Genomic DNA, 15,892 nt, shown 5'->3' with positions numbered 1-15,892 from the left:
ATCAAATGAATCTTTTGCAAACCATTGCGCAAGAAAATCTTCGTACTGACCTTCCAAGCTTTCGCCCGGGCGACACGCTTAAGGTACACGTAAAAGTTATCGAGGGATCGCGCGAACGTATCCAGCTGTTCGAAGGCGTCGTTATCAAACGTCGCGGCGGCGGCATTAGCGCTACTTTTACAGTGCGTAAAATTTCGTACGGCGTTGGCGTTGAAAGAACGTTCCCTGTGAACTCGCCGAAAATTGAGAAGATCGAAGTTGCACGCCGCGGTAAAGTCCGTCGCGCGAAACTGTACTACCTTCGCAATCTTCGCGGTAAAGCTGCGAGAATCAAAGAAATTCGCTAATGAACGTCAAGAGGGGGACTTGCGCAAACAAGTCCCTTTTCGCTTTTTTACATATAAAAAAGCAGTTTTCAGCGTAATCGGCTTATATTCACGCGGGTGAAACTTGCCTGGCCGAAAATACGTTTATCTCTTACATAGCCGATTTTTCGATCGCGTCGGTAAAATAAATTATTCCTGCTTAGAAGAGGTGGAATCGTGGATCAACAGCACCGCAATGACGAGCAACAATTGGAGCAGGATGACGTAAAGCCCGAGGAGCATCAAGCGCGCGTCGACGGCACGGATACCCCTGATACGCCAAACAAGCCGCCCGCCAAAGGACGCGCGCAGAAAGAAGTGTTCGAATGGGTCAAAGCGCTTGCGATCGCGGCGATACTCGTTCTGGTGATCCGCTACTTCCTGTTCGCGCCGTTTATCGTGGACGGACCTTCGATGGAGCCGAACTTTTATACGGGAGAGCGATTGATCGTCGACAAAGCGATCTTCGAGATTCGCAAGCCGAAGCGCGGAGAAGTCATCGTCTTCCATGTGCCTGAGGAAGGCCGCGATTTTATCAAGCGCGTTATCGGCGTGCCCGGCGACAAGATCAAATACGAGGACGACAATCTTTACGTCAACGGCAAGCTGGTGGACGAACCCTATCTGAAGGAATCCATCGCGGCCGCCAAGGCGAACGGCGAAATCTTCAACAACAACGGCGGCGAGGAACGGAACTTCCCGAACTCGAATTTCGATACGGACGTCGTACCGGCGGGCCATGTGCTTGCGTTCGGGGACAATCGCCGCAACAGCAAGGACAGCCGGATTATCGGCTTTGTCGATGACAAAGAAATCGTCGGACGGGCGGATGTCATCTTCTGGCCGATGAACAAAATGGCTTTCGTGAAACAAGGATGAGGAGAATGACAGCATGACGATTCAGTGGTTTCCCGGCCATATGACGAGAGCGAGAAGGGAAATTCAGGAGAAGCTCAAATTGATCGACATTGCCATCGAGCTTCTGGATTCCCGCGTACCGCTTTCGAGCCGGAACCCGATGGTAGATGAAATCCTGCAAGGCAAGCCGAGGCTGATCCTGCTGAACAAAGCGGATTTGGCCGATGCGCGAACGACGGAGAAATGGCGGACGTATTTTACCGGGCTGGGCTATGCCAGCCTTGCGATCGACGCTTCGACCGGCAGCCACGTGAATGAAATACCGGTGAAGGTGAGGGAACTGCTGCACGAGAAAATCGCGCGGCAAATCGCCAAAGGCATGACGCCCCGTCCCGTGCGCGGTCTGATCGTCGGCATTCCGAACGTCGGCAAATCGACGCTGATCAACCGCCTTGCGGGCCGAAACATCGCGGCAACCGGAGATCGTCCCGGCGTTACGAAAGGCCAGCAGTGGATCAAGATCGGCACGGAGATGGAGTTGCTCGATACGCCCGGGATCCTGTGGCCGAAGTTCGAGGATCAAATCGTCGGCTTCAAGCTTGCGATGACCGGAGCGATCCGTGAGCAGGTACTGAACGTGGAAGAGGTTGCGTTCTTTGCCATCAAAGAGCTGGCGACCCGGTATTGGGATGCGCTAGCGGAACGTTTCGGCTTGACCGAACCGCCGCGGGACGCGGAAGACAACAACGAGCTTGTACGCGTGATGGAAGATATCGGCCGCAAGCGGGGTTGCCTTGTAAGTGGCGGACGCGTGGACTTGGAAAAAGCGTCCGGCATTATTCTCAGAGAGCTGCGTGCGGGGAACCTGGGACGCATCACGCTGGAAACGCCGCAAGACGCGAAATGACCGAACGGCTGCCTTGATCGATGGGCGGTCGTTTTTTTTATTGGAAAGACATGGTCGTTACGAAAGTCGCGGAATGGTTGAAAGAAGAGCGCTTGAGCACATGAAGTCGTCGAATCGAACGGCGCCGTGCCTCTCGGAAGCTTTGCTGACAGGCGACGCAAAAATTGCGATAATGGCAATGGCGTATTCTGTGAGGCTGGAGCATTGCATGGCATATACATAACCGGTAGGGCGAGACTGGCGCGTGCGAGTTTGAGGGGAACAAGGGGGAGAACCGAATGTTGGACGAATTCGAGAAACCGTTGTGGGAGCAAGGATACCGGAGCTTAGCCGGCATCGACGAGGTTGGCCGCGGCTGCTTGTTCGGCGACGTCGTCGCGGCAGCGGTGATTTTGCCGGAGGGGTTGGTATTGGACGGCATCAACGATTCCAAAAAGCTGTCGGAGAAGAAGCGGGAGGAATTATACTGGCAGATCGTCGACTGCGCCGAAGCTTGGGCAGTGTCGCGCGTGGATTCGTCCGTCGTGGACGACATCAACATCAAGCAGGCGGCGAGGCTCGCGATGAAACAGGCAGTCGAGACGTTGGGGGTTCAGCCGGCGTATTTGCTGGTGGATGCCGAGAAGGTAGACATCGAGCTGCCTCAGCTGGCCATCATTAAAGGGGATGCGCGGAGCCAGTCCATCGCGGCGGCATCCATACTCGCGAAAGTCACGCGGGACCGGTTATGTCGCGACGAATGGGACAAGCTCTATCCCGCTTACGGCATCGCCATACATAAAGGCTACGCAACCAAGCTGCACCGGGAAAAGCTTCTGGAGCACGGTCCGAGTCCGATGCACCGGCGAAGTTTTCTGGGGAAGCTGTTCGCGGAGCAGCAGGTGTTGTTCTAGAGGTTGACTGCGTGGTTTGCGGTTGGAATCAATTGGCGGCCGCAGCTGCTGTACATGATGAATCCGAAGAAATGCAAACGAGGCGCTCTCCGAAGCTCCTTGTTTTGTTGCGCGTCCCGCTAACCTTGTTGGCTAGGGGTTCAGGCGAGAACCGGTTTGGCCGATAAAAGAGCTATAGGTATCGCGCGAGTGGAAGGATGTGCGTCGAATGTCGATGTCGATCGGACAATTAATGAAAGGCCTTATCGGCGATGCTCAGCCCGGCGACGGCAAAGCGCTGGAGCTTAAGGTCGGGCAAACGGTCCGCGGCGTCCTGGTGAAAATGACCGGCGATCGGGAGGGCATCGTGCAAATCAACGGCACGCCTGTTCAAGCGAAGCTTGAAACCCCGCTGGAGCCGGGGAAGGCTGTCATGCTTGAAGTGCAGCCCGAGTCGGCCGACGGCGCGCTGGTCTTGAAGGCGGCGGATCCGAAAACGGCGGCTATACCGGAAGCGAGCGTAAAGGAATGGATCAAAGCGCTCGGATTGCCCGATACGAAAGCGTCCGCGGATCTAGTCGGGGAGCTGCGCAAGGATGGCGTCGTTTTGACCCGCGAGACGGCAGGTCAATTCAGATCCGCGCTTGCCGCCATGCCTGACGGCGGCGATGCGCAGTCTTGGATGCGGGCGGCCGCGCTGGCTTTCAAGCGGGGGCTGCCGATGACGGGCGCGACGATAGGCGCGCTTCAGCAGGTTCTTGCCGGTCCGCCGGCGCATGCGCTTCTGGAGGCGCTGGAGGCGGGTCTTGCCGCTTGGAGCGGTCCTGCCGCGGGGCAAGGCGCGGCGGGGTCCGCGCAGTCGCCTGGGGCGGCGCAAGCGGCCGCAGCGAAGCTGCAGGCGCTGCTGGCCGAAGGCGCGGCGCTGATGCGCGAAGCGCAGCAGGCGGGCGGGGCGAAGCCGCCCGCGGGTTTTGGGGGCGCCGGGGCGGAGCCGGCGCCCGGGGGAGCGGCCGGCGAAGCTGCCGCTCCGGCCGCGCGCAGCGCGGCGGCGCAGCCGGCAGCCTTTGGCGCCGGCAAAGGCGTGCCGGAGGGAATAGATATCGGCAAGCTGCCTGTCGAAGGTTCGGCTTCGATAACTGCAGGTAGACAGCAGGTCAGTTTAGATCATGTGATATTGCCGCAACTTAGTGGGGCTGCTGACCAGGCTGGTTATACAAAGCAAGCAGGAACGCCAGCAAGCTTAAACAGCGCGCAGCAACAAGTTTTGGGGGAAACGTTGTCGGATGAGGTACATGCATCAGCAGGCCGTGCTCTGCAACAGTCTAACGCACTGCTGGAAAGTGCGTCGTCGCGGCAGAAAAGCAATTCGGCTGTTGCAATCAACCAGAGGATCGACGACGGGACGGCGGCGCAAGCATCGAATCCTGGGCAACCTGCAGGTTCAAACGCAGCGCAGACAAGACCTCTGGCCGGCAGCGGCACCAGCTGGGTAGGACAAATGATGAAATGGATCGGCGTCGATCATGAGCGAATGCTGGCGACGGCGACCATTCAGCAAGAAGCGCTTGCTTTGGCGAACGCCTCCGTTACAGGACCGCCTGCAGCAGCCGATGGGCAGACAGCGCAAGCCATGAAAGCTCCGAACGACGCTCGGATGCCTGCGTCAGTCGGTCAGGAACGCGCCGCATCGCTGCTGTTCGATCGGAGCCAACAGCAATTGGCCGCATTGGCGTCCATCATCCAAGACAGCGCCGCTCCGAACGGCGAAGGGGCTAAATCCAACACGGCCGACACGCTGAAGAGCGCGTTATTGACTATTGCGGCGAGCGATGACGTACCTCAACAGCTTCGAGATACGGCACAGCAGCTCGTCTCGCATATTACCGGGCAGCAACTGCTGCTATCGCCGGAAAAAAACGGTTCATTGTTTTCCCATGTGACCCTGTTCATCCCGATGAAGGGACCGGACGGCAGCCAAACGGCATCCGTTCATATCCAGACAAGGAGAGGACGCAAAGGGGAGCTGGATGGCGATAACTGCCGGCTGCTGTTCGATTTGCGAATGAAGACGTTGGGGGAAACGGTCGTTGACGTACAGGTCGTCAATAAAATCGTCAATCTGCATATCTGGAACGACCACCCCGCTTCGGAACAGCTGATTGATTCCTCGCGATCCGAGTTGACCGCGGCGCTTGGCAACGCGGGCTATCAATTGTTGACGCTGCGGGCCGAACCGATGCCGGAACGGTTCATGGACCGATTCCATGCCGAACGAACGGTCGCCACGGCGGATAGCCAGGATTGGTTCGCGAAACCGTACAAAGGAGTGGATGTTCGCGTATGAGCGCGCCGAAGAGACGCAGCCAAACGGCGAAGATCGAAACGTACGAGCCCTCCAAAAAGGCGGTCGCGTTAAAATACGAGCCGGGCGAGAATACCGCGCCGGTCATCGTAGCGAAAGGCAAAGGCAAACTGGCTGAAGCTATATTGGAGAAGGCCGCGGAGAACGGGGTTCCCGTTCAACAAGATTCTTCGCTTGTCGAGGTGTTGTCGAAGCTGGATCTCGATCAGGAAATTCCTCCTGAATTGTACACGCTCGTCGCCGAGATCCTATCCTTCGTCTATCGTTCAGATCAACGCGCGGGAGGTAGCTTGCTTTGAGTAAATTGGAGCGGACCGGGAAGCCGGACGCCAGGCGAACGATCGGCATTCATGGCGAATCGGAAGCTGCCGAGTATTTGATGGATAAAGGTTATTTGCTGTTGGACAGGAATTGGCGCTGCCGTTCGGGAGAATTGGATATCGTGGCGAAGCAGGACTCGATGATCGTCTTTGTCGAAGTTCGCACGCGCAGGGCCGGCGGAAGATTCGGAACCGCCGTGGAATCGGTCGATGCCAGGAAGCAACTGCAGGTTCGTTCGACGGCGGAGGTTTACCTGTCGATGCACAAGCTCCATGGCATTCGTATTCGATTCGACGTCATCGCCATTACGCTTGCGCAGAGCGGGCGGGTTCCCGTTGCTTATGAAGTAGCAGAGCTGCGTCATTTGGAAGCGGCGTTCTGAGGCGAGGGAATCCGGATAGCAAATAAAAGGAGATGCCGGTTGATGGCATCTCCTTTTATTTGCTGTGTAATGCTGTTATAGGCAGTCGGATGAATGGGATGGATGAGATGTGCGGGCATAAGAGAGCAAGCGTAGGCGCGATCCTAGAACTTTCGAAGCTGACTATAGCGATTGAAGCTTACGGTCCAAGCTTCTGTAGCCGATCGCTTCGGCAACGTGTTGGCTGTCCACGCGGTCAACATTCTCGAGATCGGCTATGGTTCTGGCGAGTTTCAGAATACGGTCGTGCGCGCGCAGGCTTACGCCCAAGGAGTCGAATGCCTTTCGGAGCAATTCATCGGCTTCTTTCGTCATTTCGACCGCCTTGCGAAGCGAAGCGCCGGCAAGCTGGCTTAGCTCCGTCTGTCCGCCGCGCCGTTCTTGCCTGCGATTGACGGCTTGAAGCACCATTTCGCGCATTTGGGCCGTGGTCATTCCAACCGTCAGACCTTCGGAAGAGAGCGGTCTCGGAACCTCGATATGCATATCGATTCGGTCCAGCAGCGGCCCGGAAATCTTGGTACGGTAGCGGGCGATTTGAATCTCGGAACAGACGCAGCGCTGCTCGTCCGTGTCATGACCGTAGTAACCGCACGGGCATGGATTCATGGACGCCGCCAGCAAAAAAGAAGCGGGGAATCGAAACACGGCGCGCGATCGCGCGATCGTCACCTCCCGGTCCTCGAGCGGCTGCCGCAGCACTTCGAGCGCGGTTCTGGAGAATTCGGGCAGTTCATCCAGAAATAAAACGCCGCGGTGGGCAAGCGTCACTTCGCCCGGTCTTGGAATGGAACCGCCGCCGATTAATCCCGCTGCCGAAATCGTATGATGCGGGCTTCTGAATTGCCGTTCGTGCATGAGTGATGGAATGCCGCCCGGCAGTTTTCCCGCCGCGCTGTATATCTTGGTCACTTGCAGCGCCTCTTCTTCCAGGAGCGGGGGCATGATGCCTGGAATTCGTTTGGCCAGCATCGTCTTTCCTGTTCCCGGAGGCCCTGTGAGCAAGACGTTATGACTGCCGGCCGCCGCAATCAACAATGCGCGCTTTGCATGATGCTGACCTAATACATCGCCATAATCGCCGTGAAAGAAGGAACCGCCGTTTCCGAAGCTATTTACCGTGATTCGTTCTCGTTCGCCGGCTGCATCGTAGCGAAGGGATTCCCACGATTGGTTGTCGGACTTCGGGTCTCCCAGCTCGCGCAAGCGGGAGGCGGCATACAGCTCCATGCCTTCAATGCAGGCCGCTTCGGCCGCGTTGCCGCGCGGCAAGAGGACCTTCGACATGCCGCGCAGCTTGGCTTGCTCGACCATGGCGAGCACGCCGGGGACCGCTCTTAATTCACCGTTCAAAGCAAGCTCGCCGAGCACGAGGAAATCTTGAAACAACCCGCTGCGAAGCTGATTGCTGGCTGCCAATATTCCCGCGGCGATGGCCAAATCGAAGGCCGTTCCTTCTTTTCTTAAATCCGCCGGCGCCAGGTTGACGGTGATTCTCTCCATCGGAAACGCAAAACCGCAGTTTTTCACCGCGGCTCTGACTCGCTCGACCGATTCCCTCACTGCCGGATCCGGCAAGCCGACCACGTTCACTTGGGGAAGACCGCTTGAAATGTCGACTTCTACGGCAATCATTCGCCCTTCGACGCCATACACGCTCCCGCTGCAAATTTGCGTATACATAACAAAAAACACCTCACCGTTATCGGCCGAAGGTGCTTCCTCACAGGTCCGTCGCTAAACATATTATGTCCATCATAGATGACATGCGAAAAAGCTGTCAACAGTTCAGGCCGACCCGCAGACTTAAATTTTTTATGATTGCAATGGTGCTTGCTCCGTTTGGCTAATCATGCTAAACTCGTTTTGATGAGAACAAATGTTCCGTGTCAATATTTCGATCCGTTTTGGTAATACTAGGGTCTATATCAATACATCTCCATGTGACGCGGATATTGTCCGCTTTCATATCGATATGAGATGAAACTGATATCAAAAAAGCTGTATTTTTGTCGTAAAAAATTAGGAAAGCCATGACGAATCGTGTTACAATACTTATTGGTTTTGTGTACATACGTAGGATTTGACTGCGGATAGGAGGATTTTCGTAAATGAATATCCATGAGTATCAGGGTAAACAATTGCTGAAGCAATATGGGGTTGCCGTACCGGATGGTAAAGTGGCATTCTCCGTGGACGAGGCCGTAGAGGCGGCGAAATCGCTGGGTACGCCCGTTGTCGTTGTGAAAGCGCAGATTCATGCGGGTGGACGCGGGAAAGCGGGCGGCGTTAAAGTCGCCAAAAATTTGGACGAGGTACGGGAGTACGCAAGCCAAATTCTCGGCAAAGTGCTGGTGACGCACCAAACGGGTCCAGAAGGCAAAGAAGTCAAACGTTTGCTTATCGAGCAAGGCTGCGACATTAAGAAAGAGTACTACATCGGTCTCGTCGTAGACCGGGTAACCGGCCGAATCGTCATGATGGCTTCCGAAGAAGGCGGCACGGAGATCGAAGAGGTCGCTGCCCACACGCCAGAGAAAATTTTCAAAGAAGTGATCGACCCTGCCGTCGGTCTTCAAGTTTTCCAAGCGCGCAAACTCGCATACGCCATCAACATCCCGAACGAGCTCGTGAACAAAGCGGCTAAATTCATGCTTTCCCTGTACACGGCGTTCGTTGATAAAGACTGCTCCATTGCGGAGATCAATCCGCTCGTCGTAACCGGCGACGGCAATGTCATGGCACTCGACGCCAAGCTGAACTTCGATTCCAATGCGCTGTACCGTCATAAAGACGTCGTAGAGCTGCGGGATTTGGAGGAAGAAGACGAAAAGGAAATCCAAGCGTCCAAATTCGATTTGAGCTACATCGCGCTGGATGGCAACATCGGCTGCATGGTTAACGGCGCAGGTCTTGCGATGGCGACGATGGATATCATCAAATATTACGGCGGCGACCCGGCCAACTTCCTGGACGTAGGGGGCGGCGCTACCAAAGAGAAAGTGACCGAAGCCTTTAAAATTATTCTCTCCGACGAGAAGGTTAAGGGCATCTTCGTCAACATTTTCGGCGGAATCATGAAATGCGACATTATCGCCGACGGCGTCATTTCCGCAGCGAAAGAGCTTGGTCTGGACCGTCCGCTCGTCGTTCGCCTGGAAGGCACCAACGTGGAGCTCGGCAAGAAAATGTTGAACGAATCCGGACTAAACATCGTTGCCGCCGACTCCATGGCCGACGGTGCGCAAAAGATCGTCGCGCTTGTGAAATAAGACTGATTTTGTCGCAATACGGCGGCATACGAATTCTTTTAGGGGATGTGAGTTTCGATGAGCATTTTGGTAGGCAAAGATACTAAAGTCATTACGCAAGGCATTACAGGTGCCACAGGGTTGTTTCATGCGAAGGGCGCCCTGGAATACGGTACCCAAATGGTTGGCGGCGTAACGCCGGGCAAAGGCGGAACCAACGTCGATATTACGCTTGAGAACGGCACGGTCGTCTCGTTGCCGGTCTTCAATACGGTTGTGGACGCAGTCGCAAAAACCGGCGCAACTGCATCGGTCATTTACGTACCGCCGGCATTCGCGGCCGATTCCATCATGGAAGCCGTCGATGCGGAGCTTGATCTTGTCATCTGTATCACGGAAGGCATCCCGGTCATCGACATGATTAAAGTAACCCGGTACATGGAAGGCCGCAAAACGCGCCTGATCGGACCGAACTGCCCGGGCGTCATTACGCCAGGCGAATGCAAAATCGGCATCATGCCGGGCTATATTCACACGAAAGGCCATGTAGGCGTCGTTTCCCGCAGCGGAACGCTTACCTACGAGGCCGTGCATCAATTGACGACTCGCGGCATCGGACAATCCTCCGCTGTCGGTATCGGCGGCGACCCTGTCAAAGGCTCGGAGTTCATCGACATTTTAAGCATGTTCAATGACGATCCGGACACGTACGCGGTCATCATGATCGGCGAAATCGGCGGTTCGGCGGAAGAAGAAGCGGCGGAATGGGTCAAAGCGAACATGACGAAGCCGGTTGTCGGCTTTATCGGCGGCGCAACGGCACCTCCCGGAAAACGCATGGGACATGCAGGCGCGATTATTTCCGGCGGCAAAGGCACGGCAGCCGAGAAAATCGAAACGCTGGAGAAATGCGGCATCCGCGTAGCTCCAACGCCTTCCGAGATGGGTTCCACGCTTGTCAGCGTTCTTGAAGAGCGCGGCATGCTGGACAAATGCAAAACGCACTAACGCTTATTGCCAATAGCATATCGTAACACTAAAGGTAAGCAACCTTTCCATGACCCGATTCGGGCAGGAGAGGTTGCTTTTTTTATTGCGATCCTAAAATCGGCTTGCATTCTCCTTGCTGCTCAAGCACAATAGAATGCAAGCCTACGAGAGGCTGGGTTATTCGATGAACGAGTTGAATAAACGGAAAGAAGCACTGATCACGATGCATGAAACCTCCGGCGTAGGCTGGCAATCCGTTAGAAAAGCCGTTGAGTGCGGCCAGTGGGCAAATTACGGGCGATTCACGCCGGAAGCTTGGATCTCAGCTGTCGGATTGAAGCCGGAGCAGGCGAATGCGTTATCGAATGCGTTTACATCGGCAGATCCCGCGGTCAGGCGGCAAGAGGCAAGCATCAGAGGAATAACCATCCTTACTTATTACGACGAAGCTTACCCGGAGCTGCTCAGGCAATCGCCTCAGCCGCCCTGGGTGTTATATGCGATCGGTCGATTGGAATTGCTCCAACGGCATTCGATTGCCATCGTAGGAACGAGAGGACCGACCTCTTATGGAAGAAAAACGGCTTCTTCGTTGGGAGAGAAGCTATCGCAAAAAGGGATCACCGTCGTTAGCGGGCTTGCGCGCGGCGTAGACGCGATGGCGCATGAAGGCGCACTGAATGGAGCCGGAAGCACGATTGCCGTCTTAGGCACGCCGGTAGATCGCGTATACCCGGCCGAGAACCGGTTCCTGTACGGGAGAATCGCCGAACGGGGATTGGTCGTCTCCGAAGTTCCGCCCGGAACGCCGTTTCATCCGGGACTGTTCCCGCTTAGAAACCGCATTATCGCCGGGCTGTCCTTAGGCACCGTCGTCGTGGAGGCGGCGGAACGCAGCGGATCGCTCATTACGGCCGATCAGGCGCTCGAAATGTCTCGCGACGTGTTCGCCGTGCCGGGGCCGATCTCCTCTCCGAAAAGCGCGGGAACGAACGGGTTGATCCGGCAGGGAGCCAAGCTTGTTGCCACGTTTCAGGATATCATGGAAGAATACGAAGGCGTGCTCGATTTTCAAAATCGGCCCTTGTCCGAGGAGACGGGGGAAGCAGCGGAATCAGATGATTCGCTTACCGAAAATGAAGCGATTATTTACCGTATTTTGAAGGAAGAGGCGCGCACGACGGATGAGCTTCACGAGCTTTCGTCCTTTCCGTTTGGACTTTTGCACTCAGTTCTGATAAATTTAACTATAAAACGGAAGATTGAACAGCATCCCGGTTCCATATATAGTGTATTGTAGCAAAAAGCAGTGGAGAGGAGGGCATAGCCATGGCGGATTCACTTGTCATTGTAGAATCACCGGCAAAAGCGAAGACGATCGGTAAGTATCTTGGCAGCAAATTCATCGTCAAAGCATCGATGGGTCATATCCGCGATTTGCCCAAAAGTCAGATCGGCGTGGAAGTGGATAATGATTTTCATCCCAAATATATAACGATTCGCGGAAAAGGCAGTATCCTTAAAGAGCTGAAGGACGCCAGCAAAAAAGTGAAAAAAGTTTATCTCGCGGCTGACCCGGATCGCGAGGGAGAAGCGATTGCTTGGCATTTGGCGCATTATCTCGAAATTGACGAAAGCGACACCTGTCGCGTCGTTTTTAACGAAATCACGAAGCAAGCGGTCAAAGACGCGTTCAAAACGCCGCGGCCGATCAATATGGATCTGGTCAACGCCCAGCAGGCGCGCCGGATCCTAGATCGGCTCGTCGGTTACAAAATCAGCCCATTATTATGGAAGAAAGTCAAAAAAGGATTGTCGGCCGGGCGCGTGCAATCCGTAGCGGTCAAGCTCATCATCGACAGGGAGAACGAGATCGATGCGTTCGTTCCCGAAGAATATTGGAGCATTACCGCCCAACTGAAGAAAGGCGCGACGACGTTCGAAGCCAAGTTCCATTCGCTGAACGGCGATAAGAAAGACCTCGGCAACGAGGCTGAAATGCAGACGGTGCTGGACGCGATGGGATCTTCCGCCTTCACCGTCAGCGAGGTAAAAGAGAAAGAGCGGTTGCGTAATCCCGCCGCTCCGTTCACGACCAGCTCCCTGCAGCAAGAAGCCGCTAGAAAGCTTGGCTACCGGGCGTCCAAGACGATGTCGGTCGCGCAGCAGCTGTACGAAGGCGTCGACTTGGGCAAGGAAGGCACGGTCGGTCTCATTACGTATATGAGAACGGATTCGACGCGCGTCTCTCCGGTTGCGCAGGAGGAGACGAAAGCCTATATCGAAGAAAAATATGGGCCAACGTTCGCCCCTGAACAACCCCGCGTCTATGCGAAGAAGAACAGCAATGCCCAGGACGCGCATGAAGCGGTTCGCCCGACGTCCATTCTGCGCGATCCCGATTCCATGAAGGAGTTTCTGAGCCGGGACCAATTCAGACTGTATAAGCTTGTTTGGGAGCGCTTCTTAGCGAGCCAAATGTCTTCAGCGGTATTGGATACGATGACGGTCGACTTTACGGTCGGCAACGGTGCCGTTTTCAGAGCCGTTGGTTCGAAAGTGAAGTTCCAGGGCTTCATGAAGATCTATGTCGAAGGCAACGATGACGGAACGACCGACGAAGAGAAGTTTCTCCCGCCGCTTGTCGCTGAAGAGTCGATTCCGGCAGAAACCGTGGAGCCGAAGCAGCACTTCACGCAGCCGCCGCCGAGGTATTCCGAGGCGCGTCTTGTACGCATGATGGAAGAGATTGGCATCGGCAGGCCGAGCACGTACGCGCCGACATTGGAAACGATCCAGAAGCGCGGTTACGTCGCAATGGAAGAGAAGAAGTTTATCCCGACGGAACTCGGCGATCTCGTCATCCAAATGATGGAAGAATTTTTTCCGGAAATATTGGATGCGGAATTCACCGCGCATATGGAAGAAGATCTCGACCATGTGGAAGACGGCAAGGAAGACTGGGTCCGCGTGCTCGGCAATTTCTACGAGTCGTTCGAGAAACGGCTGGAAGTCGCGGAAGAGGAAATGAAGGAAGTCGAATTGCAGGATGAAATCTCCGATGAGATTTGCGAGAAATGCGGCCGGCACATGGTGTTTAAAATGGGCCGCTTCGGCAAGTTTCTCGCCTGCTCCGGTTTCCCGGACTGCCGGAACACGAAGCCGATCGTCAAGGATATCGGAGTGACCTGCCCGAAATGCAAGGTAGGCAAAATCATCGAACGTCGCAGCAAAAAAGGCCGTTACTTCTATGGCTGCGATCAATATCCGGGCTGCGATTACGTGTCATGGGATAAGCCGGTCAGCAAGCCTTGTCCGAATTGCAGCGGTTTGATGGTCGAGAAACGCAATCGCAGCGGCGCGAAGCTGATCTGCACGCAATGCGAATATAACGAAGAAGTGGTTGAAGAGCCGGATTCCGCTGAATTGTAGACCGAGGCTCGGGATTGAAAGGAAGGTAAGCGCAGTGTCAGAAATACAAAGAGTTACCGTTATAGGGGCAGGTCTCGCGGGCAGCGAGGCAGCTTGGCAAATCGCCTCGCAAGGCGTCCCGGTTACGTTATACGAAATGCGGCCGGCTACGAAAACGCCGGCTCACCATACGAATCAATTCGCCGAGTTAGTCTGCAGCAACAGCCTCCGCGCGAACGGATTGACCAACGCGGTAGGCGTACTCAAGGAAGAAATGCGCCGCATGAATTCCTTGATCATGGACAGCGCCGATCGCAATGCCGTTCCGGCAGGCGGCGCGCTCGCGGTGGACCGCGACGGGTTTTCCGGGGATATTACCCGGACGCTGAAAGAGCATCCGCTCATCGATGTGCGGATGGAGGAAATGACGCAAATTCCGGACGAGGGCATCGTGCTGATTGCTACGGGTCCGTTAACGGCTCCTAGTCTGTCCGCTCAGATCCAAGGGCTGCTGGGAGAAGAATATTTTTATTTCTACGATGCGGCTGCACCGATCGTCGAGAAAGATTCGATCGACATGTCGAAGGTTTACTTGGCTTCCCGCTACGACAAGGGAGAAGCAGCTTACTTGAACTGTCCCATGACGGAAGAAGAGTTCGAACGCTTCCATGAAGCGCTCATTACGGCGGAAACGGCCGAAGTGAAGGATTTCGAGAAGGAACAGTATTTCGAAGGCTGCATGCCGATCGAAGTGATGGCCAGCCGCGGCAAGCAAACCGTGTTATTCGGGCCGATGAAGCCCGTCGGTCTCGTTAATCCGCATACCGGCAAACTGCCGCATGCCGTCGTTCAGCTGCGTCAGGATAATGCCGCAGGAACGCTGTACAATCTGGTAGGTTTCCAGACGCATCTCAAGTGGGGCGAACAGAAGCGGGTGTTGGGACTTATCCCGGGTCTTGAAAACGCGGAATTCGTTCGTTATGGGGTTATGCACCGGAATACGTTCATTAATTCGCCGAGGCTGCTTCGGCCTACCTATCAAACGATCAAACGCGAAAACTTGTTTTTTGCAGGTCAAATGACCGGCGTGGAAGGTTACGTAGAATCGGCCGCCTCCGGAATGATCGCCGGTATTAATGCCGGACGGGTTGCCAAAGGGTTGGAGCCGGTCGTCTTCCCTGCCGATACCACGCTGGGCAGCATGGCGCAATACATCACGACGGCGGACTTCAAGCACTTCCAGCCGATGAACGCTAATTTCGGGCTTTTCCCGCCGCTGGAAAAACGCATGCGCAGCAAGAAAGACAAAAATGATGCGATTGCCTCCAGGGCATTGGAACAGCTGGCTCGCTTTAAAGAAACGCAGTTGAATGATCAAGCCGCGGAACAAGCGGCACTGCAGGATTAACCGCAAGCCGGCCTAGAACAAGTCAACAGCGGCAGCAACGAGCATACGGCGGCCGCTGTTGACTTTGTTTGAAGTTTTTTCAATAATCAAGCTATTCTAACGAATGATGAACATGGGCTGCATTGACATAATCCAGCTGTCGGCGCATGAACGAAGGGGGCATTCACATGAACATGGAATTTCACGCAACGACGATTTGCGCGGTTAGGCATAACGGGAAAGGCGCAATCGCCGGCGATGGACAGGTGACATTCGGCAACAGCATGGTAATGAAGCATCACGCCAAGAAGGTTCGACGCTTATACCGCGGCCAGGTCATTGCCGGTTTTGCGGGATCGGTAGCGGATGCGATTTCGTTATTCGAGAAATTCGAAGGGAAGCTAGAGGAGCACCATGGCAATTTGCAGCGTGCTGCCGTGGAGCTTGCCAAAGACTGGCGGTTCGATCGCGTTTTACGCAAATTGGAAGCGATGATGATCGTAATGGATACGAACGGCCTGCTTCTTATATCGGGCGGCGGCGAAATCATCGAGCCGGATGACGGCATTCTTGCCATCGGCTCCGGAGGCAGCTTCGCTCTCGCGGCTGCTCGGGCCGTCCGTCAGCATGCCCCTCATATGGAAGCAAAGGATATGGTCAAGTCGGCTCTGGAAATCGCTGCCGATATTTGCGTGTTCACGAATCGGAATATTGTTGTCGAAGAAATCGAATAGGTTGGTAGCGAAA

Annotated in this window: 14 protein-coding genes; 13 read left to right on the top strand and 1 reads right to left on the bottom strand. The window is 55.2% G+C overall.

All coding sequences use genetic code 11. The annotated features are described in order from the left end of the window. Positions 1-5: 5 nt before the first annotated feature. The 7 genes from rplS (at position 6) to AC50YL_RS01055 (ending at position 6,067) form a co-directional block, all read left to right on the top strand. A complete protein-coding gene (gene rplS, locus AC50YL_RS01085) occupies positions 6-347 on the top strand; it encodes a 50S ribosomal protein L19 (RefSeq protein WP_090637675.1) in 342 nt (113 codons plus the stop codon). A 228-nt stretch (positions 348-575) separates the two neighbouring features. After that, positions 576-1,244: a signal peptidase I gene (gene lepB, locus AC50YL_RS01080; protein WP_494829757.1), complete on the top strand. Its 669-nt coding sequence runs from the start codon at positions 576-578 to the stop codon at positions 1,242-1,244. Positions 1,245-1,257: 13 nt separating this feature from the next. Continuing rightward, positions 1,258-2,130, top strand: coding sequence for a ribosome biogenesis GTPase YlqF (gene ylqF, locus AC50YL_RS01075; RefSeq protein WP_494828622.1), 873 nt, complete (start codon positions 1,258-1,260; stop codon positions 2,128-2,130). 278 nt (positions 2,131-2,408) lie between these two features. After that, positions 2,409-3,023: a ribonuclease HII gene (gene rnhB, locus AC50YL_RS01070; RefSeq protein ID WP_494828620.1), complete on the top strand. Its 615-nt coding sequence runs from the start codon at positions 2,409-2,411 to the stop codon at positions 3,021-3,023. Between the two features lie 208 nt (positions 3,024-3,231). Further along, a complete protein-coding gene (locus AC50YL_RS01065; RefSeq protein ID WP_494828618.1) occupies positions 3,232-5,346 on the top strand; it encodes a TP0910 N-terminal domain-containing protein in 2,115 nt (704 codons plus the stop codon). Beyond that, complete coding sequence (locus tag AC50YL_RS01060; RefSeq protein WP_494828616.1) at positions 5,343-5,663, top strand: EscU/YscU/HrcU family type III secretion system export apparatus switch protein; 321 nt, start codon at positions 5,343-5,345, stop codon at positions 5,661-5,663. The genes AC50YL_RS01065 and AC50YL_RS01060 overlap by 4 nt, the downstream gene beginning before the upstream one ends. Next, on the top strand, positions 5,660-6,067 hold the full coding sequence (locus tag AC50YL_RS01055) for a YraN family protein (RefSeq protein ID WP_494828614.1): 408 nt from the start codon (positions 5,660-5,662) through the stop codon (positions 6,065-6,067). Before AC50YL_RS01060 ends, AC50YL_RS01055 begins: the two co-directional genes overlap by 4 nt. A gap of 162 nt (positions 6,068-6,229) precedes the next feature. On the opposite strand, the gene AC50YL_RS01050 is transcribed toward AC50YL_RS01055, so the two are convergent. Further along, positions 6,230-7,789: a YifB family Mg chelatase-like AAA ATPase gene (locus tag AC50YL_RS01050; RefSeq protein ID WP_494828612.1), complete on the bottom strand. Its 1,560-nt coding sequence runs from the start codon at positions 7,787-7,789 to the stop codon at positions 6,230-6,232. A gap of 428 nt (positions 7,790-8,217) precedes the next feature. On the opposite strand from AC50YL_RS01050, the gene sucC reads away from it, so the two are divergent. The 6 genes from sucC to hslV all read left to right on the top strand — a co-directional run bounded on the left by sucC (position 8,218) and on the right by hslV (position 15,879). Next, positions 8,218-9,378, top strand: coding sequence for an ADP-forming succinate--CoA ligase subunit beta (gene sucC, locus AC50YL_RS01045; RefSeq protein WP_494828611.1), 1,161 nt, complete (start codon positions 8,218-8,220; stop codon positions 9,376-9,378). A 57-nt stretch (positions 9,379-9,435) separates the two neighbouring features. Continuing rightward, the gene (gene sucD, locus AC50YL_RS01040) at positions 9,436-10,365 is read left to right on the top strand and encodes a succinate--CoA ligase subunit alpha (RefSeq protein WP_494828609.1); all 930 of its coding nucleotides are present in this window, start codon (positions 9,436-9,438) and stop codon (positions 10,363-10,365) included. A gap of 166 nt (positions 10,366-10,531) precedes the next feature. Continuing rightward, on the top strand, positions 10,532-11,647 hold the full coding sequence (gene dprA / locus AC50YL_RS01035) for a DNA-processing protein DprA (RefSeq protein WP_494828607.1): 1,116 nt from the start codon (positions 10,532-10,534) through the stop codon (positions 11,645-11,647). Between the two features lie 29 nt (positions 11,648-11,676). Next, a complete protein-coding gene (gene topA / locus AC50YL_RS01030; protein ID WP_494828605.1) occupies positions 11,677-13,779 on the top strand; it encodes a type I DNA topoisomerase in 2,103 nt (700 codons plus the stop codon). A 34-nt stretch (positions 13,780-13,813) separates the two neighbouring features. Further along, positions 13,814-15,166 (top strand): FADH(2)-oxidizing methylenetetrahydrofolate--tRNA-(uracil(54)-C(5))-methyltransferase TrmFO, encoded by a 1,353-nt coding sequence (gene trmFO, locus AC50YL_RS01025; RefSeq protein WP_494828603.1) that lies wholly within the window; start codon positions 13,814-13,816, stop codon positions 15,164-15,166. 167 nt (positions 15,167-15,333) lie between these two features. Then, positions 15,334-15,879: an ATP-dependent protease subunit HslV gene (gene hslV, locus AC50YL_RS01020; protein ID WP_494828601.1), complete on the top strand. Its 546-nt coding sequence runs from the start codon at positions 15,334-15,336 to the stop codon at positions 15,877-15,879. Positions 15,880-15,892: the final 13 nt, after the last annotated feature.

It is taken from the genome of Paenibacillus sp. J22P277, assembly GCF_059383675.1.
The sequence above is the reverse complement of the archived record's forward strand: the minus strand, read 5'-3'. Positions and strand labels throughout refer to the sequence as shown.